We start from the raw sequence: 23,924 nt of genomic DNA, 5'->3' as shown, positions 1-23,924 counted from the left end.
CCTGTTAACGCTAACGGATTGTACAGGCTGCGAACGAGGCGTAGCCGAGTATGGAGCCTGTGCCGGGTTAGCGATTGGTTTTTATTTCTTCATTCAGCTCTTCTACCAACCTTTTAATTTCTTTTTTAGAGACATTAGCCTGAACTTCCAAAAAATTAATCTCTAATTCTGTTTGCACAACGATGGCTGTCAATAACCTACCGTTTATAACAGTGCCAGATACATTCCCGACATTGTTACCTGTGAACTCCTTGAACTTGCTCCGCCCTTCATGAGTTAGCTCAATCAAGATAAATGGTGCTTGTCTGCTACCGATATCGTAATAACCGATCATAGCTTTTTTGAAGTGTTTAGTGGTTAATATTGGAGAAGAGTTAAGCCTGTATTTTTCATTACTACCTACAAGCTGGCATTCTACTAATCCACTTTCTTCAATTAAGTATTGCCCCGTCTGAAGCTTTTCTCCACCATTATCAAAGCACAAGTTCAAAAGCAGCGATATAATTAGACTAAAAGTTGATTTCATAAATTAAAATACTTGCTAACGTCTGGGCTAGGGCACGTTTTAATGTGCTTTAGGTTTTGTTATGTATCGTATTTTTATTTTTGATTAGTGACATTGTAAAGTGAATTCAATTCTCTCTGATTTTTCATCATAAAATACATAAATCAAACCAACATCTCCCCACATCAATCCTGCATTATCTTCTGAGTCAATTTGAAATAAAAGTTTCATTGGGTTTCCTTCATTGTCTTTTGGTGTCGATTCTCCTTGTACCCATTTTGGATAACCTCCTAACTGACTTTGATAATCTTGTTCTCCAATTAATTTGGTTACGACTTGGTCATAACTATCCCAAGGCTCATCTTCATTTAGTACACACGATAATTTAGAGGCGTCATTTCCAAATAAATCGATTCCTTCCCAATCAGGTAATGTTTGAGTTGGCTTAAATTCCAATTTGCAGAATTTTGATTTATTTAAATCAATAGGTTTATCTATAAACTCAATGCTCTCTTTTTTTATTTCGCCATATATTTTAACTAACCATCCATCATTTTCTGTGTCCCACGGAAATTCATCCCAATCGTAAAAGAATTGCACTAACTCTATACTTTTTGGCAACTCTAATTCAGGTGAGTTGAAAACTTGAAAAATGAAGTCCAAGTGTTTTCCGTTTTTACCCTTTGGCCATTCCTCACCTTTTTCAAAGTATGGGTGCCCTCCAAAATGAGATTCTAATTGAGAATTTTCAGGTGGTCTTAAAGATGGTTGAATTTCGAGCTTAGTTGTTTTTCTTATTAATGGTTTAACCAAATTTTCTAAATCAGAGATCGATTTCAAATTCAGTTCATTTAACTCGCTTCTATATTTATCAAAATGCGATTCAGCTTTATCTTCATTTGTTTCGCTCTTACTTCCGAATATTTTCTTCCAAAAACTCATTTCAGTTATTAGTTTTCATATGGCACACAACGGTTGGGCTAATGCACGCCTTGGTGTGTTTTAGCTTTTGTCGGCATCAGTAATTTGTTCTTCATACTCTTTTAAAAGCTGCCAAATTTTTGCGAACACCTCAACCTGTTCTTCTTCTTCTAGTAAAGTGTTAGTTATGAATACTCTTCCAGTTGCTGTTTTGGGATTGAAGAAAACGAAAGTTGTTATACCTGGATCCCCTCCTGTATGTCCTATTTCTCCATTTCTCTTATGCACCCAAAAAACTCCGATATTAGGTTCTTTGGGATTAATGTTATTGGGATTGAAGCCGTCTTCAAATTTGGAGTCAAGCAAAATTTTATAAGAAGAATCGTTTAGAATTCTACCCTTGCCGACACTGCCTCTAATGATTTCCTGTAGATACTTGTTCAAGTCATTGAGGTTAGACTTTAAGCCACCGTCCGGGTATGTCAGCAAAGAGTAAAGTGGAATAGATTGTCGTTGAGGAGTATATAAGACTGCATGCTTATTTTTCGGGATGTCTTTAAGAAACCAGCTTGTTGAGCTAAGCTCTAGAGGGTCTGTTATATGCCGCCTTGTATATTCCTTGAAGGGTAATTTGGTGGCCCCTTCCACCACAAAAGCCACCAGTGCAGAACCTATATTGCTATACTCCTGCCACTCTCCTGGCTTGTGCTTCAAGAAATTCTTTTCAGAATAGTTTGCCCCCTTACTGCTTAGGTACTCCTTCAAGAACGCCTTATATGCGTCGATATCCAACTCTTGTGTATATGTCTGCTTATATATCTCTTCTCTGTCAGTTATTCCAGAGGTGTGTGTGACTAAATGCAATACCTTAATGGGCTGGTTGGGGTAATATGGGTTCTGAACCTTGAAGGGTAAAAAATCATTAATGTTTGAGTCTAAACTCAATTTTCCTTCGTTGATGGCTTTCATCAAGGCTAAACCAACAAAAGTTTTGCTCACTGAGCCAATATTGAGTACTGTTTCTTGGGTAAATGGTCTTTGGCAAGAAATGTCAGAGTACCCAAAGGAGTGAGAGTACATTATACTATCTGAGTTGAGCACAGAGACTGCGAAACCAGGAAGCACATTTCTTTCGCTCAGCTTCTCAAGGCTCTTAGTTAGACTTTTACTCTGGTTCTGGCCTAAAACGTTTAGAGCAATTAGAAGAAAAACTGAAGTAAAAAGAGTGTGCTTCATTTCTATTAGGTTTATTTATGCCAACGTGTTGGTGCATAATGTGGGGAGGCGTAGCCGAGCCTAAATTATGCACTTTGTTGCACTAAACCTTCGGTAGCTGGTTTTAAAAAGCAGCGGATAAGGGCTATCTTTTGATTCACATTTAACTTCTAATTAAGATGAAAAAAAAGAGCCAACCCTTATCCAGACCGCCTGCTCTAATGTAGCGGGATTCAGCGAGCTTTACGAGAAGTTCTCCAAAAAAATCACCGTCGCCGGCCGCGGCCAGAGCACGCTCAAAAACTACAGCCACCACCTGGCCAAGGTGGCCCTGCACTTTAACTGCCTGCCCACCGAGCTGGATGCTGATCAGATCAACGATTACCTCTACCTGGTAAAGCAGGAGCACAATACCCCCTCCAACTCCTATTTCAAGTTCACCGTTTATTCCCTGCGCTACGTCTTCCGCATGGAAGGCCTCAAGGACAAGCGCATCGAGCTGCCTGCCCTGCGGCGCGAGGGAAAGCTGCCCGTCGTGCTCAGCAAGCCCGAGGTCAGAAGGTTGCTCCGTGCTCCCAAGCTGCTCAAGCACCGCGTGCTGCTGGCCACCCTCTACGGCTGCGGCCTGCGCTGCAGTGAGGCCTGCAACCTGAAGCTAGTAGACCTGGACTTTGACCGCCGGATGCTGCACGTGCGCCAGGGCAAGGGCGGCAAGGACCGCTACGTGCCCCTGAGCGGGCACCTGGTCCGCGGCCTTGAGGCCTATATCCAGGCCGAGTGCCCGCAGACCTGGCTCTTCAACGGCCAGGTGCAGGAGAACGAGCAGGGGCTGCGCGACAGGCGCTACAACACGGCCGGCATCCAGTGGGTGGTGCGCTCGGCCCGCCAGGCGGCCGGCCTCTCCAAGCAGGTCACGCCCCATACCCTGCGCCACACCTTCGCCACCCACCTGTTGGAGGACGGGCTGGACATCGTCTCCATCAAGGACCTGCTGGGCCACGCCTGCATCGACACGACGATGGTCTATCTGCACGTGGCCCAGTCCGGGAGCCGCAGGCCTTTCTCCCCGCTCGACACCCTCTACGCCTAGTGCGCCCCCGCTTTGAAGTGGCCGATGTGCTTCGTGCGCACTGGCCCGCGGTGGAGTCCAGCCCCCACATCAACTCCTGGCAGCTGCGCACGCTGGCGGCCCTCATGCGCTGCCGCACCCAGCAGATGGGCGGGCACGTGGACGCCTGCTCAGACTGCGGCCAGGTGCGCGTCAGCTACAACTCCTGCCGCAACCGCCACTGCCCCAAGTGCCAGGGCCGCAGGCGCGAGGAGTGGATACAGGCCCGCCAGGCCGAGCTCCTGCCCGTGCCCTACTTCCACGTGGTCTTCACCCTGCCCGAGGCGCTCAACCAGCTGGCCCTCCATCAGCCCAGGCTCGTCTACGACACCCTCTTTGAGGCCGCCTGGGCAACGCTGCTCACCTTCGCCAGTGACCGAAAGCACCTGGGGGCAAGGCCGGGCATGGTGGCCGTGCTCCACACCTGGGGCCAGACGCTGTCGCTGCACCCCCACCTGCACTGCATCGTGCCGGGCGGCGGGCTCACCGGGCACGGCAGGTGGCGAGGGGCCCGCGGCAAAGGAAAGTACCTCTTCCCGGTGAAGGCCATGAGCCGGGTGTTCCGGGCAAAGTACGTCCAGGCCCTAAGGGAAAAGCTGCCCGGGGCGGATCAGTCCCTGATCAGGGCGCTCTTCAAAAAGGAGTGGGTGGTCTATGCCAAGCGCCCCTTCTCGGGACCCGGGCACGTAGTGGAGTACCTGGGCCGCTACACCCACAAGATCGCCATCAGCAACCACAGGATAAAGGAGGTGGACGGGCAGACGGTCACCTTCTCCTACAGGGACTACCGGCAGGGGGCCAGAAAGCTGGAGATGAGGCTGCAGGGCGTGGAGTTCATCCGCCGCTTCGCCCTGCACATCCTGCCTAAGGGCTTTGTCAGGATACGCCACTACGGCATTCTGAGCGGCACTGGCAAGGGCGCGGCCATTCCCGTGATCCGCCAGCAGCTGCCGGAGGGGAAGAGGCAGAAGCAGCCGGTCCGCCAGCTCGAGGAGTATAACCCGCTCGAGTGCCCCTGCTGCAAAAAAGAGACGATGGTCACCCTGCAGGTGCTGCCCAAAAGGGGACCGCCGCAGGGTCTAAGGACACAGCACAAGTACCGGGAGTTCGAGTAGGGATATAAAAAAAGCCGCCTGAAAAGGTGGCCTGGCGCAGCTATGCCCATGCGGCAGAAAATGCACTGAAAAAAGCGGGAACCCTCTCCCGGAAACAGCAGAAACACCTTTCTTTACCCCTCCAGGCTCACCTCCAATGGGCCAGCCAGCTACCTGAAAGCCTTGGACAGGTAGCGTTGAGCTAACCTCTTCCGACTTAAAACCCATAACGCGTCGCACGGTTCCGTGCAACCACGGCTTCATTGTGGGCACTTCGTACCCAACGAAGCCTTAGTTGTTGTAGGAAGTACTTTTTAAGTTTTTTTAATAATGTCCATGATTACCCAATTTTTCCAGAAGTTCAAACGTAAGGTTGTTAAAAGTAGCAAAGTATAAACCAGAGAATAAGATGCTAATAAATAGCAAGATAGCTGTTCTCCTAAGGGCATTGTTTTGACTGCTTTTAGTAACTACTGCAATCCCAAAAGGGATTAAAAACATAAATATTGGGAATCTAAATAAAGGACTTAATGCCCAATATTCTTTTTCAATTGCATAGCTGCCTATTATCGCTCCATAGACAGTGGCAGCCAATATAAAACCATAAATAAGATATGGCAGTCTTACTTCTTTTTTGGCAACCAATTTAGCTATCGTTACTGCCGAAGCTATAAATGCTATCAAGGAACCCAGTATAAAAGGAAGAATTAATATACCCATTGTTTAATATGAAGCCAAGTTTTAGCTCGGAGAGTCAATAGAAGAACTATGATGTTCATGATTAGTATTACCTACAACGGACTTGGCCATAAGGCGGCGTAGCTGGCTTATGGGTGTGGTTATGAAATGTCATTTTCTACTTGAGAAGATTTCACATTCAATCTTCAAGTCACCAATTGTAGCTGTCAAAGGCTCAAACCTAAAAAAGCATGTGTCACTATACCAATCAAGTCTTTCAAAGTAAATATTGAAGTCTCCATTTACTGTGTCAGAACGATAAAATGAAGAATCACTCCATCCAAATTTCAGTATTCCCTGTCCATCTACAGAACCAGTCATTCTTAACTCCATTGAATTAGGATGAATTGCCTGTTTGTCAATTACAATAAAAGTTTCTTTTGCTCGGTCATCCAACTTCATACTAATTGTTCTTGAAGTCACCCAAAAACTATTATTAATTGATATTAAGACATATATGAAGCCACCTATTACAATAACTGCGATTATAGCACTCACTATTCCTGCAATTTTTAAAGGGGTTCTATTCATCTTTTATTTTTCATAACGTGTTGGTACAGGCAACGGGTGAGGCATTAGCCGAACATGGTGCCTGTGCTGTGTTGGCAGATGTATTTATTCAGTTATTACTTTGAAGTACTTCATATTATACCTGAAAACTTCCCCTTTCTTCATATCCCTTTCTTCATGTATTATGGAATCATACTTACATTGCCCAGTATCTGTCACTTTATACTTAAAATTATAGCCATTGTAACTCTTGTTCTTGTCTACTATGACCCCTTCAATGATGCAATCAAATTGATTCCCACCCACAACGTAAGAATAGGGGATCAAAGTCGTTCTGCCTGTTCTGTCGCTACCATTACTGCCACTATAAGGAATTCTTATAGTATCCCCGATTGCTAAATCTTTATAATACCTTTTATTAGCTTTCCTTTTCGCTTTCAACTCTTTTCCTATCTGGTCGAGCTGCGGCTTATCAGGTATAAACTCTCTTGTATAACAGGGGCTATCCATTTTGAAAAGCCCTTTTTCAACAGCCTTTTTATGAAGCTCTGGTAATTTATTGAATTCCTTTTTTCGAAGCCTGTCTACTTTCCGATTGGACCTATAATGATTAGTTCCACGATAAAGTAAGATAACTTCAAGGTAGTTACAGTTTGTGGGAATAGAAACAGTAGCAAATTCATACCCGAGGAAACCAAAGAGTAGTTTATCAGATTCGGTTGGAACACTTACTTCAAAAAATCCTTCTGAATCTATCTCTCCTAATTGAAGCATGTCTGCGTTATAAACTCTAGACGCAGGTAGTATCTCAAAGTTTTCGTCTATTACTCTCCCTTTAATGGTTCGTTGCGCATACGCACAGAGAATAGTGGATGAGAAGAGAAATAGTGTGAAAAGGATTTTTAAAGATCTCAAATTTTTTAGTTTATATACCTGCCAACGGATTAGTGCAGCAGAAGTCCGAAGCGCAGCGAGGGTTAAGGCTGCACTGGGTTACCTATTCGTTATTCTTTTATTAGTCCACGAAGGTTTCTTTTATCACACTCTTGCAGGTAGCTATTTCGGAAGGATTTAGGTTTCCTAACACTTTGACGATACGGACTTTATCAATAGTCCGTATCTGGTCAATCACTACCCACCCCACTTGGTTATTGTGTTTCACTTTTACACGGGTTGGGTAACTACGACTCTTGGTAGTCATCGGCGCGATAACGACTGTTCTTAGATTATGATTGATTTCATCAGGGGATACCACCACGCAGGGTCTTGTCTTCTGTATTTCACTTCCTACAGTGGGATCCAGATTCACCAAGACTATCTCATACTGGCTTACTTCCATTCGTCAAAGCTTTCATCGCCAAACACATCATCCAATAAAAGCTGGTCATCACCGTTCTCATGCATTTTCCTGAATGCCTTGTCCCAGCCTTTTCTTGGATGCTCAACTGGTTTTAAAATAATCTGACCTTTTTCCAGTATTAGCTCAACTTTATCTTTGATGTTATACCTGTCAAGGATGGACTTGGTCAGCCGAAGTCCCTTAGAATTTCCTATTTGAATGATTGATACTTCCATGCCACTTCTATTTAATGTAATTACAAAGTTATTACATTAACGATGGATTCCAAGACAAAGTTCTATAGGTTACTATGATAGGTAACTACCGGATATAAGACAACATACGTTTATCTGCACTATGCACGTAGTAGCCAAACCCTCTTTTAGCATCTTTTTGCTGGCTGGATTTGATATAAGTGAATGATGCGTGCATGATCGTTTATGTTTAAGCTAATATAAGCGTTTGCTAGAGATTATCCAACGGACTGACAATTTTATCCAGAGCATGGGTGGTGATGTGGGTGTAGATCTCGGTGGTTTTGCTGGATCGATGCCCCAGCAGCACTTGAATGTAGCGTAGATCTGTCCCCTGCTCGAGCAGGTGCGTGGCAAACGAGTGGCGCAAGGTATGGGGTGTGGCGGGCGCTTTCACACCCGCTTTCTCCTTGCTGGCCCTGAACACGCTGCGAATGCTCTCCACCGTGTACTGCCCGCCCGTCTGCCCCTCAAACAGCCACACTTTTGGCCTGTACTGTTTGTAATAAGCCCGCAGGCTTTCCAGTAGCTTCTGGGAGAGCAGTGTGGTGCGGTCTTTCTTACCCTTACCGCCACGGATCAAGAGCAGGTTCCTGTCCGACTGCACATCGGTCAGCTTCAGGCCTATCACCTCCCCAATCCTTAAGCCTCCAGCGTAGAGCAGTTGCAGCATGCAGCGGTGCTTGAGGTTCTCAGTCACAGACAGGATCTTGAGCACATCCTGCTTGCTGAGCACCTGGGGTAAACGCTCGGGCTTCTCGGGCCGCTCCACCTGGTTCAGCTGTACCTCGTGACGTAACAGCACCCGTTGGTAGTAGAACTTGACGGCATTGATGGATTGGTTGATAAACGATACGGAATAGGTACTTGCCTGCACCATGCTTCTATGGTAGTGGTGGCCTCCTCAGAGAAGGTATTGATGCCTTCCAGGCCGCTGCCCTTGTGCGCGTTCAGAAAGCGCAGGAGCAGGCTGTGGTATGTGCGGATGGTACTGAGGCTGTAATTCAGCAGGAATAGCTTCTCCACGTAGTGAAGCGGGCAGCCAATATAGCCGTCACCCTTCTGGTAGCATTGTTCCCAGAGCCGGGCCTGCAGGGCCATGTCCTTTACCTGCATGGTCTGCGCCAGCCACACCTGGGCTACCGCCTCCAGCTCCATTAAAAGCCTGTGGAGACTATTGCTTTCGGTGCTGATGACAAAGCACTGCATGTCTTGCAGCCACCTGGCCACTTTGCTTTGCTTCAGGCAGGTATAGATTTCCGGGTTGTATTGGTAGCTGATTTGTGCATACGGCCTACCCTGGTGTTCCAGGGGCTGCAAACGCACGACGGGACGTGCAGGCACCTTTTTCAATGGCTCTGCCACCTGCCTGTCCTGTTGCAGGATAACGGCTCCTTCCGCCGGGCGCAGGCGCCTGGGCCGGTACAAGTAACTTGTATCCACCTTGGCCAGCCCCTGGAAGTGCTGGTGCGTCATCTCAATGGCCTGGCCGCTGCGGTGCATGACAAAGCACTTGTAGGTTTTGCTGTACTTGATCCAACCAGCCTCTTTCAGGCGTTTGGAGATAAAAGGGTTAGGCTTATGCCAGATACGTATAAACGCTTTGCCGCCATGTTCCAGCGGATTCAGATACACAACAGGTAATTGCGGTAGGTAAGCCATGGCAGTTGAGGGTATTACTGCCGACAAAAGTAAAACCTTTTCATACCCTAGCCGCGTTATTACGCGAGTATACGCGGGTATAAACGCGGGTAAGTTATGAGCCAAGCCAGAACATGCATCCAGTGCGGAACAGCCATCGTGGGCAGAAGCGACAAGCGCTACTGCTCTGACCCCTGCCGGCACCTGGCCAATAATGCGGTCAAGCTACAGAACCAGCACGAACGCAGGATTCTCCAGATCAATGCCGCGTTGAGAAAGAACCGCAGCATCCTCAAGCAGCTCAGTCCGCAGGGTAAGACCACCCTGCCCCGCCAGTACCTGGAGCTAGCGGGCTTTGATTTCCGTTACCTGACACAGGTCTACCGTACCCAGAAGGGAAACACCTACCACCTGTGCTATGACTATGGCTATATGCTTCTGCCTGAAGAGAAGGTGCTCATCGTCAACTGGCAGCCCTACATGGACAAGTGAGGGAAAGGTTTATTTTATACCTGAATGTCACAGATAGGTTGGGTGGTTTGCTGGATACGGATAATAGAAAGAGAAAAATTTTTTACCTTTGTTTTTGGCTAAATATTGATTTGCCGAAAGTAAATTTATCCTGTCCCCCATTTGTACCTAATCAGGCACATAGCACAATTAACACTCTATTTATCAATCATTTATAAACCAAGCATACTTTCTGCATCGGAAAGTAAATCGCAATATTTAATGGTGCACCTGTTCTGAAATAGAAAAGGCCATCTAAACAGATGGCCTTTATATGAAGAGTGAGAATGTTAGGATGCCCACTTAATCGTACAGCCGATCGCTTTGGTTTTAGAGATTTCCGGAGCTTTACTGCTCTCGAGCGCCTTAATCGCATCCTCTACATAATGTTTATCTGCGCTTGCCGCATCCCTGGCATTATTATCAATAGAGCCAATATATACAACCTTACGATCCTTATCTAACACATAAACATGGGGAGTATTCGTAGCTCCATATGCCCTGGCTATTTCCTGTGTTTCATCCTGGACGTATGGAAATCTAAACCCCTTTTCTTTGGCTCGTTCAATCATGTTCTTAAATGAATCACCCCATTTTTTCCGCGCGTCATTTGGATTAATAGCAATAACAGGATAGCCTTTATCTGCGAATTTGGTGTGCAGCGCTTTAATCCGATCTTCGTACATGACTGAAAAAGGGCAAGTATTGCAGGTAAAAACAACGATATATCCTTTGGCTTCTTTATAATCAGCCATTGATACCATTTTTCCATCCACATTTTTTAACCGGAAGTCACGAGCAGTGTCACCAACAGCATATCCGCCAGTAACGCCATCACCCTCATGATCACCTTCAGAAGATGAACAGGCAAAAAAGATGAGCAGTGATAAAACCGCAATTAGATTTACGTTTTTCATAGAGTTAATCTTTTAAAAGTTTATTAATATGTTTTTCAAGCTCTGCTTTTGTAAGTTCTCCCTCAAGGAAGACTCTTTGAGCCGTAAAATTTCTTATAAGAAGGGTTGCAGGAATGGCTCCAGACCAGGAAGGATCCACCTGATCAATAAAAAGATTGGGGTCAGACTCGTCCAGTATCCAAACAGTAGAGCCTATTTTTTTACGCTGAATAAACGTATTAACCTTGCTAAGCTCATCCGGAAAATCAAAGCTTACAAGCAGTACCTCAACTTTATCCGGACCATACGCATAACGCAGGGAGTCTATAAAGGGCAACTCCTTTACACAAGGCGCGCACCAGGTAGCCCAGAAATTGATGACTTTTACCTTCGTATCACTACGTGTAGCAATATATTCCTGGAGCTCAGGAAATCTGGTCACTTTCTCTACTTTGTAGTCACGCGCAGTGTCACTAATTGCAAATCCGCCTGCGTTATTAGTAATTTCAGATTCGCCATCTGAAGTGCAACAGACAAAAACGATTAGCAGTGAGAAAACCGCTACAAGATTTATGTTTTTCTTAGACTTAATCATCTCTAAGTTTATTTAGCAACAGTTACTAAAAATTTCATACCCACTTATTGTTATTCCTGCTACTGAAGACTCACCTCACTACTATTATCAAGTCTTTTCAGGTCCATTAGCAGATGATTCGGATCAATACCGGCATATGCGGGCTTACGTGGCAAATTCACCACTATAGTCTGCTTTCCAGAGCGGATGCGGTGCCATTGTAAGTAGATAGTTTCCCGTTCACCCTTCTGCCCGTCCCCAGGTTCAAAAATTCCTATTTGTATCCAGTCATTCATTGGCACATCTGCTTCGACGCCCAATGTGTCAACGGTATATTTTCTTGCCTGCACATCCAGGCTCACCTCCCAGTTACCTGCATTGGTTTTTCTGGCTGAAGATCTTTCTGTTTTCAAGTCCCAATATGTATTCGCGACAAATAAATCGTGTAATAAATACTGGATGGAATCCGGGGTAACATGTTGAAGTTCGCTGTAAAGATCTTGCGGGGTAGGCAATGGCGGAGCCCCGGAGGCGTTTTTCCTGAACAATTTTTGAAGCGCTATACTCATTTGCTCCTTCCCTATATATTCACGTACTGCATACAGGGCAAGGGGTCCCTTGCGGTAGATCAGATCATGATCGCTTGCTTGCAATAAGGGTTGAACGGCTCTTGATTGTGGGCTAAAGTGTTCCTGCTGTATCATGCGGAGGAGCCCGAGGAACTGTTTCTTCCCTTGGGCCTCCTCCACAATCTCCAGAGCGGAATACCATGCAAGGGTTTCGGTCAGCAACCCTTTCCCTTTCACAAGGGCCGGAGAAAGTTGATGTGCCCACCATTGGTGAGCCACTTCATGTGCAACAATGGAGAAGATTAGATCGACTTCCCGTGGGTCCTCATCCGGGTTAAGAAGCGCAATTCCAGTCCTGTACCAAACGTTGGTTGGATGCGCATACATACCTTTATTAAAACCAGAGTTCTCCAGGAAACGGATCTCGCTGTGCGGATAAGGACCCAGCTGCCAGGTAAGATAACTTAGTGATGCCTGTACGCCACTAATCATCCGCTCTATGTTTAGCGAGTGACCGGGATGATAGAGAATTTCAATATTTACAGTCTGCGCCGAGTCGGGGTGTTTCCACTGCCCTTTAAGCACATCGTAATCGGCTGAGAAAAAAGCATATCTATTAGTGATTGGAGCCTCAGCTGCATAATGAAAATAGCTACGCCCGTTTTCCGTCCAACTCGCTTGCAGTTTTCCTTGGGTTACTGCAATTTGCCCTTTGTTGGTGCCCACGACAGCTTCAAAATAAATACGCTCCTGTCCGGGAATTCCCATGCGTGCTTCATCATCTTCCAGCCAGAACCCCTGGTGAGGCTTGAGTCCCTGCTCAGCTCGTTCTACAGGATCGTCAATTTCCCGTTCCCTTTTATAGCCAATTGCAGGTAGCCACGAATTGTCGAAGTAGGAGCCATTCTCTACCAGAGAAGCATCAATTCCCCAGTTCGGGAAGCCTTGAGGGCTATAGCTCATATGGAAGTCTAGCCGTAGCGAATCTCCGGGATAAAGAGGCTTTTCCAGCACATAGATATGATGACCAAGCTCCCCGTCCACCAGCGCCGGTCTGGCAGCAGGCTTGAAGCGTATCAGATGATTTTCAAGGCCCAACGCAGTCGCCAAATGGATCGTATCGATCTTTGATGCGGTCCTGTTTACAAAATCAGAACTGCCGCGTATCTCCACTGCCCGCCGTTCAGGATAGATCTCTACATGAAGATTTGTTCCGGTCAGCCAGGGCTGTGGTCTATTCATATACTTTTTATACAGCTTCTCATAATCTGCTTTCCACTCTTCTCCTTTGGGGGCAGCAGTCCGAGGGTACAGGATGTTAGTGTTATAAAAGATCACACCTCCCAGAATTAGAACGAGCAACCCGGCAAAGGTGGCAATTGCCATTGTTGGGCGAGTCAGGCGGCGATTCCCTTCCCGAAGCCTTTGTCTCAGACTTCTTTCTGTGCCTCGGGGCCAAAGTAGTTTTGCTACTACAGCTAATAGCAGGGCCCATGCTACCCAGTAAAGTTTAAAAAGAAGCAACGGCCCCAGGTACGGCTCCAATCCTCGAATTTCTGAATAGGTCCACCCGGGATCAGACCCGTACACCAGCAGCCCGGGTTCAATGCCCATGGAAGGACCAAAAAAGAGAACAATAAAAAACATGATCGTGATCAGGTGGGCAATGTATTTCTGGTTGACCACGACATGGATAGCAAACGAGAGTAGCGCCAGTAAGACATACTCAACTAACCGGATCCCAAATAGAATCTTCAGGTAAAGACCTACTTCAAAGTCATAGTACCCCAGACGCATCTGGACTACCATTCCGGAAACCATTATAAGCATCTGTAATACCACAAGTGCAAGGAAGAGTCCGGCGAACTTACCTGCGAAGGAGGCCCACACCGGCATGGGCGCGGCGCCAACTATCTCGTTAAGCCTTGCTTCCCGCTCCCGCCAAACAAGCTCTCCTGCGTAGTAGAGGATGAGGAGCGGGATCACAAGCCACATGGCATTGTAATTAATGTTTTCTAATAAAATTGAAAGATGTCCTGTAACAGGCAGCTCAGGAACGAAGTGATATTCATTGAACCAGGAAGGGCTCGTAATGACCACAAAAATTGAGAGGCAGGCAAAAACGACCCATCCCCTATCCATCACTACCTTAAATGACTCCCTGGCGACCGTTACGAGCTGTAGCAGCCGGGTTGAAACCCCAAAAGCTTGTTTTACTTGCGGAACTACAACAGCGGCATTTTTTACAGTATGGTAGCTGTCCGGAATCTTAGAAAGGATTGATAAACGGAGCCATGTGCGATCTTTTTTCTCACTCTGGAAGACGGGATTTACAGTGAAACGCAAATAGGTGAGAGCAAGAATACCAAGCGCAAAAGCGCACCACAAGAGCCGGTTTAGAAGCGTCCAGGCTTGCGTTGCTGGCAAATGTGTGTTCTTCTCTAAGGGTGTCCATACGCTTTTCAGTTCCTGAATTAAAGTGATTCCCAGTGGATCCGTCAGCTTTGCGAGATTCCAGTTCTCCAGCTCCACAGCAATTAGCTGCCAGGTGGCGATTGCTGCGAAAACAATAAAAACTCCCATAAGAAAGCTCGCAACGCCTCGTCGGCTCAGAACAGCCACAGCAAACATGAATGCCACTGCGACAAAGGTGTTTGGCAGCAGGAGCAGGAAATAGGCACTGATATAAGCGGCTGGATTGATTGGTCCTGGAAGCCCCAGATGTTCACCGGGGAAAAATGAAGCACCCAAAAGGCCGACCGGAATGGCGGTCATGACGAGTGCTCCAAGGGCAAAGGCGGCGAGGTAACGGCCTCCAAGGTAGACAAGCTTACTAACAGGTGCAGTGTAGAGGAGCGGGTGCATCCTGGTTTCTATGTCTCTAGCCGCTACATTGCCAGAAATTGGAGCCAGTATCCATAGCCCCAGCAGAAAGGCTATAACGGTAATTTTAGCAACAAAATAAGGTGCATTTCTGGAGTAGCCACCAATGATCATCTCTTCAGTAAAGATGTCGCGGGCCATGAAAAAAGTAATTACTAAAAGAAGCAGGAAAAAGAACCAGGTCGAGACGCTTCGCATCTGGTAAACAACCTCATATCGGAAAGTTTCCCAAAGTTTCATACCAGCACCTCCTTAGTTTCTTGTACCTGGTTCTTTCTGGAGTCCTGAGCGATCACAGTGAAATAAACATCCTCCAGATCAGGAGATACCGGTTCGAAATCACTTCCGGGAGAGGATTCGCTATAGACGTGTACCACAGTCCGGCCACCAAGAAGTTTAGTTGAAATGATAACATGCTCCTGCTCCAGCCCTGGCAATGCCTTCCTTTCTATTACCCGCCGCCATACTTTTCCTTTTAAGTCTTCGATAGCACTTTGGGGTTCAGTTTCCAGTAATATCTGTCCTTTATTGATCACCGCCATGCGCGTGCAGAGTTCGGATACATCCTCCACGATATGCGTAGAGAGAATGACAACGCTGTTCTCGCCCATTTCACTGAGCAGGTTGAGAAACCGTACACGTTCGGCCGGGTCAAGTCCCGCAGTCGGTTCGTCTACAATGATCAACTTTGGGTTTCCCAGCATCGCTACAGCCACTCCAAACCGCTGCCGCATCCCTCCTGAGAAGCCTCCAAGCTTTTGCCTGCGCACATCCCACAAGTTGGTTTGTTTTAGTAGCGCCTCTACCACTTCTCTCCTTGCGTCTTTTCCCTTTATCCCTTTGAGCACAGCAAAATAGTTTAGCAGTTCTTCTGCTTTTGCTTTAGGATGTAGTCCAAAGTCCTGCGGAAGATAACCCAGCGTTTGCTGTACCTCCTCCTTTTGTTTGAGCACATCAATATTCCCAAAGTGAATAGTACCTTCATCCGGATTCTGCAAGGTTGCCAGTGTGCGCATAAGTGATGATTTACCGGCACCATTTGGACCTAGCAGGCCATACATGCCGGGTGGTATAGTGAGGGAAACATTTTGTAGCGCATTTACTCCATTGGAATAGGATTTAGAGACGTTCTGTATTCGTAAAGCAATTTGATCTTTCATAATTCTATGTACTTTGATTACTATAGACTGTCGGAATGCTCATCACAATGCAGTTTCATGCCAGCACCGCAGCGGTCTCTCCACCGAAGCAGAACCCTCCATTATTGTAGGATTCTAAAACATTTAGGGCGATAAGGCTTTATTGCTGCTTTCATTTTTTTAAATTATCTTGTTAGTGAGAAGGGGGCTCTACCCTTTTCTGCTTATTTTAGAACAAAAGAGCAGGTACCAATGCTGAAAGTCAAAAGCGATATACTACAGATGGAAAAAATCGACGAATAGACCTTTTGCTTCTGTCAAATCACTTGCAGAAGCAAATACTGATTTTGCAGATTATATCTGGCGCTGGTCGATTAGACGAAAGAGGAATGACAGGATAAGATACCTTTGTCTTATGAATAGAATCAAAAAAGTTTTAGCGCTTATTCATGTCATTCTATGGGCTTTTGCTTTGGTAAATTTTACCCTGGAGGTTATGGTGAATGACAGGCCCTTCAGGCCGCAGGCACTATTGATAGGACTCTATGTTTTTTATGCCCATTTATACACTTTTACGAAATGCCTGAATAAGAAGAAGTTTAAAACCTACTTATGGCACCTGACCTTGATCTTTTTGACGGGTCCACTTCCATTTTTACTGTTTGCTTTCTTTATAGCTGGAAAGTTTAATACATGGATGGGATTTCTGAATTACTATGGTGACTCTCTATCGATCGTTTTTATCTTTATCGTTGCCAGCACAATTGTCGGAATTATTCAGAACCTTATTATCAATACAGTAAAAAAAGAGCAGCTGGAAAAACAGGTCATAAATAGCGAACTCGTTTATTTGAAGTCACAGATCAATCCGCATTTCCTTTTCAATACTCTCAATAACATACATACCTTAGTTTACACCCAGGATCCCGCAGCACCTGAGGCCATGATGCGTCTTTCTTCCCTGATGCGCTATATGATCTATGAATCCAACGCGTCAACTGTACCTCTTTCCATAGAGATAGATTATCTACAAGACTACATAAGCCTGCAGCAGCTACGTTACAAGGCAACTCCCATTGTAGACTTTCAGGTGGAGGGCAATACAGAGACCTTCCAGGTTGCACCGCTGTTATTCATTCATCTACTGGAGAATACTTACAAACATAGTCCGTCCCGATTAAAACCAGGATCCATAAAGGTGAGGATAGCGGTAAAAGACAATCTACTAACTGCTACTTTTCAGAATACGATTAGAAAAAAAACAGGTAACTTATTGGAAGAACCAGGTGGCATCGGATTTTCGAATATTCAAAAACGCCTGCAATTACTCTATCCGAATCAGCATAGCCTGGCTATCAACAAAAATGATGAATTTTTTACAGCAGAATTAAAAATCACGAATCTTCACACTCAGAACAATGAGAAAAAAGCTCAGTTGTTATATAATTGATGATGAGCACCTTGCTCAGAGAATACTGGAGAAGTATGTTGCGAAAGTTTCCTTTCTGGAGCTGAAAGGCAGCTTTGAGAGTCCTCTGGATGCAGTTGACCGAATGGACGAAGACAAGCCCGACCTGCTATTTTTAGATATAAATATGCCTGATCTGGACGGACTTAGTTTTATTCCGATGCTGAATCCAAAGCCGATGATCATCCTGACAACTGCTTACGATCAATATGCCCTTAAAGCCTTTGATCTGGAAGTGAAAGATTACCTGTTAAAGCCAATTTCTTTCGAACGCTTTTACAAAGGAGTACTACGGATCTACCAGGAGTTAAATCCCCAGCAAATAGAAGCGAACGTAATGCCTAAAAACGAGCAGGAATACGTTTTTATAAAAGCAGGTACCCGTATTCAAAAGATTGCTATTCGAGATATTTTATTCATCGAAGGGATGAAAGATTATCTCCGGATCCATACCAACAGGGAGAAGATAATGACCTTGATGAGTTTTGCTAAGTTACAGGAACTGCTACCTGACAAAAAATTTGCCCGGGTGCATAAATCCTTTATGGTCGCCATCGATAAAATTGATCACATCGAAAAAAACAGGATTAGAATAACGGATCAAATTATCCCTATCAGTAATACGTATGCAGATACTTTTTATAAAGTGTTGAGAGATTTCAAAGACTAGTATTTCCTGGAAGTCTGAAAGCATAACCAAATAATTGTTGGCTATCTTATCCTAAAATATTTTGACAATACCTTCAATGCCTGATTACAGCTGATAATCAGGCATTTCCCATTCTATGGCACTTAATTTAAGCTAATCGTCCTGACATTAGCTAATTCACATGGCGGAGCGGCATTACAGATAGAAGCGATAAAAGGTATGAATTCTTTTTATCCTTACTCAAACATGCTGATTTAGGTATAGCCTCCTTTGCAACTACTGCAAAAATTCATATCATTACGTAGCACTTTTTCTTGAGAAATAATGCAAAAGGAGCCATTTTAAAAGTATTCCCCAACCAGCCAATTTTTGCCCTTCTTCTACCTATACTATGAATATAAGACACCACCACTCCGCACCGCTTCAGCACCTGCTCCGGCTAAGTGTTTTTCTGTTTATACTTTGCATGATAGGCTGCCGCAGCAAAAGCGATGAACTGCGGCTACAAAACAAGAACTTCGACCAGGAAATTGCCCGGGAGCAGAATCTGGTGTTCACCTTCGATAAAGACCTGGTAGGTGACTCGCTCCTGAATACCTGGGATACGATCCCCTACCTGAACCTCACGCCAAAAGTGGCCGGTAAGTATAAGTGGACAGCGCCGAATGAATTGGTTTTCTCGCCGGACAAGCCCTTTGCACCAACGACCAATTACAAAGCAGAACTGACTGAAAACCTGCTCCGGCACACAGCTGAAAAGTATAAAATACCTGCCGGACAAGGTGTTACATTCCATACCCCTTACCTCCGGCTGCAAAAGGTCAAAAGCTATTGGGTGGCCAACGAAAACAGCCCGAACCAGCTGGAAGCAAGTTTACAGCTAGACTTCAACTATCCGGTGCTATTCCAGGAGTTGCGGGAGCACTTGCAGGTGTATGCCGGCAGCAAAGAACTGCCTGTAGAGCTGACCAGCGGCAACCGCGACAACATTACCATCCGGGTGAAAAACGTGGAAGGTCAGCAGGATAAAGAAATTCCGCTGCGCCTGCACATTGCCAAAGGTCTGAGCGTAGCCGGCAGCACCAACCAGACCGACCATACCATAGAGCGGGATGTGCTGCTGCCAAGCCGACAGCGCATGATGGTATCTGAAGTGGTTACCGCTCTGGAAGAAGGCCAGGAGCGCATCTATGTTCTCACCACGCAACCTATCACCAACAGCAACATCAGCAACCTGATCGAAGTGAGCCCGCGCCGTGAATATACCGTGGAGCGCCTGCAGAATGGTCTGGTGCTGAAGGGCAACTTCAACCAGAACAGCACCTATACCCTCACCCTTTCCGGCGACCTGATGGGCATGGCCGGGAAACCGATGGGGCAGCCTTACCGGCACAGCGTCACGTTTGCCGACACAGAGCCCGGCATCAGCTTCGCCAACGCCAAAAGCATTTACCTGAGCAGCCAGGGAGCCCGCAACATCGCCCTTAACCTGAACAAGGTGCCGCGCATAAAGGTGAGCATCAGCAAGGTATACGAAAACAACATTCTGCACTACCTGCGCGAGGGCAAGATGTACGACGGCTACTATGACGAGGAGACGGAAGAATACTACTCCAGCTCCTACTATGACGTGAACGAAAACAACGGCAACACGCTTTTTGAGCGCGAATACAACACCGAGAGCCTGCGCAAGCAAGGCAGCTCCTACCTGCTCAACCTCAACCTGCACGACCTCGACTTCGACAGCCAGTTCAAAGGCCTGTATGTGATCACGGTGGCCAGCACCGACAAAAACTGGCTGAAGGATTCCAAGATTGTGTCGGTTTCGGATATCGGCCTGATCGCCAAGCAGGGCAAGGATGAAGTGGTGGTGTTTGCCAACTCCATTCGCGAAGCCTCTACCATGGAAGGTGTTGAAGTCCGCTTTATCAGCACGAACAACCAGGTGGTGCACAAGGCTACGACCGATAAAGATGGCGTGGCCCGGTTCAGCAACACCGGCACAGCAGCGCCGGATTTTAAGATCGGCATGATTACGGCCCGAAAAGGTGACGACTTTAACTACATGCCCTACAGCCAGACGCAGGTAAACACATCCCGCTTCGAGGTGGGAGGCAAGCGCCTGAACGAACTCAACTATGATGCCTTTATCTACGGCGACCGCGACCTTTATCGCCCCGGCGACACCATTCATGTCAACACGGTGGTGCGCACGCCCGACTGGAAAACAGTGGCGGGACTGCCTATCAAAGTGAAACTGTTGCTGCCAAACGGCAAAGAGTACCGCAGCACCAAAGGCAAACTGAACAACCAGGGCGCCAGCGAAACAAGTTTTATCTTAAACGGAGCGGCTGTCACAGGTACCTATACCCTGGAGGTATACTCGGGCAATGATGTGCTGCTGAACGCTAAGAAAATTGGTGTGGAGGAGTTTATGCCCGACCGCCTGAAAGTGACCACGATACTTAACAAAAGCACTTACCAGGCTGGCGAGAAACTTATACTTGACCTGACAGCGCAAAACCTGTTCGGACCGCCGGCTGCCAACCGAAACTATGAAACCCAGCTCAGCCTCAAAAAGAAAACCTTCGAAGCCAAACGCTACCCGGACTATACCTTTGACATCCATACCTCTGGCTCCATTAACATCCAGACCAGCACCCGCCAGGGAGAAACCGATGCACAAGGCAAAGGGCAGGAAGTATTCGAACTGGAAAATTTCCGGGATATCGGTTTGCTGGAAGGCTCCCTTTACACCACCGTTTTCGATGAAACAGGCCGGCCTGTCAACCGCCTGAACAGGTTTGATGTGAGCACGCAGCAGGCTTTCTTCGGTATCCGGAATTTTGATGATTATGTGAGCACCCGCAGCGCGCTAAACATTCCGCTGATTGCCCTGGACCGTAATGGCAGCCCTGTCTCCACCACAGCCCGGGTGCAGTTGGTACGCTATACCTACGAGTCGGTGATAGAGCGCTACAGCGACGAGTACAACTACAAATCGCAGCGCAAAGAGAATGTGATCATCAGCCAGAACATCGCCATACCTGAAAACGGAGCTACGTTTAATTTCACGCCTGTATCGTCTGGTCAGTATGAAATACGCGTGATGCGGCCGGGCGCCCACAACTATGTGGCGCAGGAGTTTTACGCCTACGGCTGGGGCGATACAGAAAGCACTTCCTTTGCCGTGAACACCGAAGGCGAAGTAGACATCTCGCTGGATAAGGCACAGTATGAAGTAGGTGACAAGGCCAAGATTCTGTTCAAGTCTCCATTTGCCGGTAAGATCCTGGTAACGGTGGAGCAGAATAACGTGCTGAGTTACTACTACCTTAAAACCGACAAGAAAGCCGCCTCGCTTACCCTGCCGATCAAGGACGAGCACCTGCCAACGGCTTACATCACGGCTGTTGCGCTGCGCCAAGTTAAAGACAGCCAGATGCCGCTCACCATTGCCCGCGGATTCAAGCCATTAACAGTTACTAAGAAGAGCACGCAACTGGCTGTCGCCATACAGGCGCCGGAAGCATCCCGCTCCAACAGGGTGCAGCAGGTGAAGGTGAAAACGGCTCCAAACGCAGAAGTGACGCTGGCCGTGGTAGATGAAGGGATCCTGCAGATCAAGGATTACCAGACACCCGATCCGCACGGCTTCTTTTACCAGAAGCGTGCGCTGGAAGTAACTGGCTACGACCTATACCCTTACCTGTTCCCGGAATTGGGCGCACGCTCCAGCACTGGCGGCGACGGCTACGACCTGGCAAAACGCATCAATCCGCTTACCAACAAACGAGTAAAACTGGTGTCGCTGTGGAGCGGACAGTTAAAGGCAAACGCCAACGGCGAAGCAACCGTGAACGTGCGTATACCTGAGTTTTCGGGAGCGGTGCGCATCATGGCCGTTGCTTATAAAGATAATGCCTTCGGCTCTTCTGAAAAGATGATGCGGGTGTCCGATCCGGTAGTGATCAGCACGGCCCTTCCGCGTTTTGTCAGTCCACGCGATACCATCCTGGTGCCGGTTACGCTCAGTAATACCACCGCTAACAAAGCCACAGCCGCCAGCACGATCTCCGTGACTGGTCCCTTGCGCGTGGTAGGTGAAACCCGAAAATCAACAGGTATAAATCCGAACACAGAGGCGCAGGTAACCTACAAATTAGTGGCCACGCCTGCCATCGGACAGGCTACCGTGAAAGTGGTAGTCAATGCGCTGAACGAGTCTTTTGTCAGCAACACCGATATCACGGTGCGGCCTATTGTGCCGCTGACCAAAGTAGCCGATGCCGGCAGCGTGAAAGACGGCGCCACCGCCGACATCAAACTAGCCAACGACTTTATACCTTCGTCGGTGTCGGCTAAGCTGGTGGTGAGCCGCTCGCCGCTGGCCCAGTTCACTGACGATATCACCTTCCTGCTGCGCTACCCGCACGGATGCCTGGAGCAGACGACTTCCACGGCTTTCCCGCTGTTATACTACACCGACCTGGCTCGTTCACTGCAACAGGACCAGAAGAGCCGCACCTTTAACCCGAACTACCTGGTGCAGGAGGCGATTACCAAAATTGAGCTGATGCAGCAGTACGACGGCGGCTTTACCTACTGGCCCGGCGGCACCTACACCGACTGGTGGAGCAGCACCTATGCCACACACTTTTTGCTGGAGGCAAAGAAGGCAGGATTCCCGGTAACGCAGGAGGTGCTGGATAAGGCAGTTCGCTACCTGCAGCAAAAGGTAAAAGGCAAGGCCATGGAAGAATACCGCTACTACAATGCCAGCCGCCAGGTACAGAGCAAGTATATTGCGGCCCGCGAAACCACTTACTCGCTGTATGTGCTCAGCATTGTCGGGATAGTAGATTGGTCGACCATGAACTACTACAAGGCCAAACCGGAGCTACTTTCGATTGATGCGCGCTACCTGCTGGCCAGCACCTATGCGATGAACGGCAGCCGCGAAAGCTTCAACCAGATCCTGCCCCGCTCCTTCGCCGGGGAAACGTCGGTACGCGCACTCGGCGGCAGTTTCTACTCTCCGATCCGGGACATGGCGATATCGCTGAACAGTTTAATAGAGGCTGATCCGGATAACCCACAGATCGGCACGCTGGCAAGGCACTTATCCGATGAACTGCGTTCCAAGCGCTGGTATAATACCCAGGAACGTGCTTTTGCGTTGATGGCTTTGGGCAAACTGACGAGCAGGAACCCGGGCAACCAGACAGCGCAGGTATACCAGAACGGAAAAGTAATCGGCACTTTCTCCGGCAATGACCTGACACTAACCAACAACATCGGCAGCGGCCCGATCAGCATTCGCGCCAAAGGCAACGGTACTTCTTACTATTTCTGGGAACTGGAAGGCATCAGCCAGAGCGGCGATGTGAAGCGCGAAGATAATTACCTACAAGTGCGCAAAGCCTTCTTCGACCGCAACGGCAGGGAGATCACTAACAACTCTTTCCGCCAGAACGACCTGGTAGTAGTGCGGGTGGAGCTGCAGTCGCTGGATGGCAGAAGCATGCCTAACATCGCTATTACTGACATGCTGCCAGCCAGCTTCGAAATCGAAAACCCACGCCTGATGACCGCCCGCGAGTTCGGTTGGATAGAAGCCCAAAAGCCCGCCACCCCGGATCATATTGACATCCGCGACGACCGGATCAATCTTTACGCGACAGCAAAACCGCAGCCGCAATATTTCTTTTACCAGGTAAGAGCCGTGTCGAAGGGTACGTTTCAGTTAGGGCCGATTGGAGCTGATGCCATGTATAATGCGGAGTATAATAGTTATTCGGGGGGTGGAAGTATCACAGTGAAATAGAGCTGTTATAGAAAGCAATTATGTCGTTTCGAATGCAATGAGAAATCTGAAGTATTTCGGAAGCCATGAAAAAATCCAGATTTC

20 protein-coding genes are annotated in these 23,924 nt (G+C 47.4%); 6 read left to right on the top strand and 14 right to left on the bottom strand.

The annotated features are described in order from the left end of the window. Positions 1–67: 67 nt before the first annotated feature. The 3 genes from AC5FXQ_RS13680 to AC5FXQ_RS13670 all read right to left on the bottom strand — a co-directional run bounded on the left by AC5FXQ_RS13680 (position 68) and on the right by AC5FXQ_RS13670 (position 2,662). Complete coding sequence (locus tag AC5FXQ_RS13680) at positions 68–526, bottom strand: SecDF P1 head subdomain-containing protein (protein ID WP_493602987.1); 459 nt, start codon at positions 524–526, stop codon at positions 68–70. Positions 527–610: 84 nt separating this feature from the next. Continuing rightward, entirely contained in the window at positions 611–1,447 is an 837-nt protein-coding gene (locus AC5FXQ_RS13675) for a DUF1963 domain-containing protein (RefSeq protein WP_493602986.1), read from the bottom strand. A 60-nt stretch (positions 1,448–1,507) separates the two neighbouring features. Continuing rightward, positions 1,508–2,662: a serine hydrolase domain-containing protein gene (locus AC5FXQ_RS13670; RefSeq protein WP_493602985.1), complete on the bottom strand. Its 1,155-nt coding sequence runs from the start codon at positions 2,660–2,662 to the stop codon at positions 1,508–1,510. 304 nt (positions 2,663–2,966) lie between these two features. Here AC5FXQ_RS13670 and AC5FXQ_RS13665 point away from each other — a divergent pair, with 304 nt between their 5' ends. Both AC5FXQ_RS13665 and AC5FXQ_RS13660 read left to right on the top strand, forming a co-directional pair. Then, complete coding sequence (locus AC5FXQ_RS13665) at positions 2,967–3,731, top strand: tyrosine-type recombinase/integrase (RefSeq protein ID WP_493602984.1); 765 nt, start codon at positions 2,967–2,969, stop codon at positions 3,729–3,731. Next, positions 3,731–4,864 carry an IS91 family transposase gene (locus AC5FXQ_RS13660; RefSeq protein WP_493602983.1) on the top strand — a complete coding sequence of 378 codons (1,134 nt, stop codon included), beginning with the start codon at positions 3,731–3,733 and terminating at the stop codon, positions 4,862–4,864. Before AC5FXQ_RS13665 ends, AC5FXQ_RS13660 begins: the two co-directional genes overlap by 1 nt. A 303-nt stretch (positions 4,865–5,167) precedes the next feature. On the opposite strand, the gene AC5FXQ_RS13655 is transcribed toward AC5FXQ_RS13660, so the two are convergent. The 7 genes from AC5FXQ_RS13655 to AC5FXQ_RS13625 all read right to left on the bottom strand — a co-directional run bounded on the left by AC5FXQ_RS13655 (position 5,168) and on the right by AC5FXQ_RS13625 (position 9,346). Then, the gene (locus tag AC5FXQ_RS13655) at positions 5,168–5,563 is read right to left on the bottom strand and encodes a hypothetical protein (RefSeq protein WP_493602982.1); all 396 of its coding nucleotides are present in this window, start codon (positions 5,561–5,563) and stop codon (positions 5,168–5,170) included. A gap of 129 nt (positions 5,564–5,692) precedes the next feature. Then, positions 5,693–6,112, bottom strand: coding sequence for a hypothetical protein (locus AC5FXQ_RS13650; protein WP_493602981.1), 420 nt, complete (start codon positions 6,110–6,112; stop codon positions 5,693–5,695). Positions 6,113–6,196: 84 nt separating this feature from the next. Then, complete coding sequence (locus tag AC5FXQ_RS13645; protein WP_493602980.1) at positions 6,197–6,865, bottom strand: hypothetical protein; 669 nt, start codon at positions 6,863–6,865, stop codon at positions 6,197–6,199. Between the two features lie 241 nt (positions 6,866–7,106). Beyond that, positions 7,107–7,430 (bottom strand): type II toxin-antitoxin system PemK/MazF family toxin, encoded by a 324-nt coding sequence (locus AC5FXQ_RS13640; protein WP_493602979.1) that lies wholly within the window; start codon positions 7,428–7,430, stop codon positions 7,107–7,109. Next, positions 7,421–7,666: an AbrB/MazE/SpoVT family DNA-binding domain-containing protein gene (locus tag AC5FXQ_RS13635; RefSeq protein WP_089320658.1), complete on the bottom strand. Its 246-nt coding sequence runs from the start codon at positions 7,664–7,666 to the stop codon at positions 7,421–7,423. Before AC5FXQ_RS13635 ends, AC5FXQ_RS13640 begins: the two co-directional genes overlap by 10 nt. A gap of 229 nt (positions 7,667–7,895) precedes the next feature. Beyond that, positions 7,896–8,564: a tyrosine-type recombinase/integrase gene (locus AC5FXQ_RS13630; RefSeq protein WP_493602978.1), complete on the bottom strand. Its 669-nt coding sequence runs from the start codon at positions 8,562–8,564 to the stop codon at positions 7,896–7,898. Further along, entirely contained in the window at positions 8,462–9,346 is an 885-nt protein-coding gene (locus tag AC5FXQ_RS13625) for a hypothetical protein (protein ID WP_493602977.1), read from the bottom strand. The genes AC5FXQ_RS13630 and AC5FXQ_RS13625 overlap by 103 nt, the downstream gene beginning before the upstream one ends. Before the next feature lie 96 nt (positions 9,347–9,442). Between AC5FXQ_RS13625 and AC5FXQ_RS13620 the strand changes: the two genes are divergently transcribed. Further along, complete coding sequence (locus AC5FXQ_RS13620; RefSeq protein WP_493602976.1) at positions 9,443–9,817, top strand: hypothetical protein; 375 nt, start codon at positions 9,443–9,445, stop codon at positions 9,815–9,817. 308 nt (positions 9,818–10,125) lie between these two features. Here the strand turns inward: AC5FXQ_RS13620 and AC5FXQ_RS13615 are convergent, their stop codons facing one another. From AC5FXQ_RS13615 to AC5FXQ_RS13600, 4 genes are read right to left on the bottom strand one after another with little or no spacing between them, the layout of a single operon-like run. After that, entirely contained in the window at positions 10,126–10,752 is a 627-nt protein-coding gene (locus AC5FXQ_RS13615; protein ID WP_493602975.1) for a thioredoxin family protein, read from the bottom strand. 4 nt (positions 10,753–10,756) lie between these two features. Continuing rightward, on the bottom strand, positions 10,757–11,326 hold the full coding sequence (locus AC5FXQ_RS13610; RefSeq protein WP_493602974.1) for a TlpA disulfide reductase family protein: 570 nt from the start codon (positions 11,324–11,326) through the stop codon (positions 10,757–10,759). Between the two features lie 59 nt (positions 11,327–11,385). Continuing rightward, positions 11,386–14,997 carry an ABC transporter permease/M1 family aminopeptidase gene (locus AC5FXQ_RS13605; protein WP_493602973.1) on the bottom strand — a complete coding sequence of 1,204 codons (3,612 nt, stop codon included), beginning with the start codon at positions 14,995–14,997 and terminating at the stop codon, positions 11,386–11,388. Further along, positions 14,994–15,905, bottom strand: coding sequence for an ABC transporter ATP-binding protein (locus tag AC5FXQ_RS13600; RefSeq protein ID WP_493603052.1), 912 nt, complete (start codon positions 15,903–15,905; stop codon positions 14,994–14,996). Before AC5FXQ_RS13600 ends, AC5FXQ_RS13605 begins: the two co-directional genes overlap by 4 nt. 406 nt (positions 15,906–16,311) lie before the next feature. On the opposite strand from AC5FXQ_RS13600, the gene AC5FXQ_RS13595 reads away from it, so the two are divergent. The 3 genes from AC5FXQ_RS13595 (at position 16,312) to AC5FXQ_RS13585 (ending at position 23,840) form a co-directional block, all read left to right on the top strand. Beyond that, positions 16,312–17,346: a sensor histidine kinase gene (locus AC5FXQ_RS13595; RefSeq protein WP_493602972.1), complete on the top strand. Its 1,035-nt coding sequence runs from the start codon at positions 16,312–16,314 to the stop codon at positions 17,344–17,346. Then, positions 17,315–18,034, top strand: a complete 720-nt coding sequence (locus AC5FXQ_RS13590; protein WP_493602971.1) for a LytR/AlgR family response regulator transcription factor — start codon at positions 17,315–17,317, stop codon at positions 18,032–18,034. The genes AC5FXQ_RS13595 and AC5FXQ_RS13590 overlap by 32 nt, the downstream gene beginning before the upstream one ends. 370 nt (positions 18,035–18,404) lie before the next feature. After that, positions 18,405–23,840 carry an alpha-2-macroglobulin family protein gene (locus AC5FXQ_RS13585; RefSeq protein WP_493602970.1) on the top strand — a complete coding sequence of 1,812 codons (5,436 nt, stop codon included), beginning with the start codon at positions 18,405–18,407 and terminating at the stop codon, positions 23,838–23,840. Positions 23,841–23,924: the final 84 nt, after the last annotated feature.

Source organism: Pontibacter sp. LHS1, assembly GCF_058932855.1.
The sequence above is the reverse complement of the archived record's forward strand: the minus strand, read 5'-3'. Positions and strand labels throughout refer to the sequence as shown.

Excerpts from the sequence above, each read along its gene's own strand:
- AC5FXQ_RS13655 (WP_493602982.1), bottom strand. The coding sequence starts at position 5,563 with ATGGGTATATTAATTCTTCCTTTTATACTGGGTTCCTTGATAGCATTT.
- AC5FXQ_RS13635 (WP_089320658.1), bottom strand. The coding sequence starts at position 7,666 with ATGGAAGTATCAATCATTCAAATAGGAAATTCTAAGGGACTTCGGCTG.
- AC5FXQ_RS13595 (WP_493602972.1), top strand. The coding sequence starts at position 16,312 with ATGAATAGAATCAAAAAAGTTTTAGCGCTTATTCATGTCATTCTATGG.
- AC5FXQ_RS13680 (WP_493602987.1), bottom strand. The coding sequence starts at position 526 with ATGAAATCAACTTTTAGTCTAATTATATCGCTGCTTTTGAACTTGTGC.
- AC5FXQ_RS13640 (WP_493602979.1), bottom strand. The coding sequence starts at position 7,430 with ATGGAAGTAAGCCAGTATGAGATAGTCTTGGTGAATCTGGATCCCACT.
- AC5FXQ_RS13605 (WP_493602973.1), bottom strand. The coding sequence starts at position 14,997 with ATGAAACTTTGGGAAACTTTCCGATATGAGGTTGTTTACCAGATGCGA.
- AC5FXQ_RS13645 (WP_493602980.1), bottom strand. The coding sequence starts at position 6,865 with ATGCTTCAATTAGGAGAGATAGATTCAGAAGGATTTTTTGAAGTAAGT.
- AC5FXQ_RS13615 (WP_493602975.1), bottom strand. The coding sequence starts at position 10,752 with ATGAAAAACGTAAATCTAATTGCGGTTTTATCACTGCTCATCTTTTTT.
- AC5FXQ_RS13630 (WP_493602978.1), bottom strand. The coding sequence starts at position 8,564 with ATGGTGCAGGCAAGTACCTATTCCGTATCGTTTATCAACCAATCCATC.
- AC5FXQ_RS13585 (WP_493602970.1), top strand. The coding sequence starts at position 18,405 with ATGAATATAAGACACCACCACTCCGCACCGCTTCAGCACCTGCTCCGG.
- AC5FXQ_RS13590 (WP_493602971.1), top strand. The coding sequence starts at position 17,315 with ATGAGAAAAAAGCTCAGTTGTTATATAATTGATGATGAGCACCTTGCT.
- AC5FXQ_RS13670 (WP_493602985.1), bottom strand. The coding sequence starts at position 2,662 with ATGAAGCACACTCTTTTTACTTCAGTTTTTCTTCTAATTGCTCTAAAC.
- AC5FXQ_RS13610 (WP_493602974.1), bottom strand. The coding sequence starts at position 11,326 with ATGATTAAGTCTAAGAAAAACATAAATCTTGTAGCGGTTTTCTCACTG.
- AC5FXQ_RS13625 (WP_493602977.1), bottom strand. The coding sequence starts at position 9,346 with ATGGCTTACCTACCGCAATTACCTGTTGTGTATCTGAATCCGCTGGAA.
- AC5FXQ_RS13675 (WP_493602986.1), bottom strand. The coding sequence starts at position 1,447 with ATGAGTTTTTGGAAGAAAATATTCGGAAGTAAGAGCGAAACAAATGAA.
- AC5FXQ_RS13620 (WP_493602976.1), top strand. The coding sequence starts at position 9,443 with ATGAGCCAAGCCAGAACATGCATCCAGTGCGGAACAGCCATCGTGGGC.
- AC5FXQ_RS13650 (WP_493602981.1), bottom strand. The coding sequence starts at position 6,112 with ATGAATAGAACCCCTTTAAAAATTGCAGGAATAGTGAGTGCTATAATC.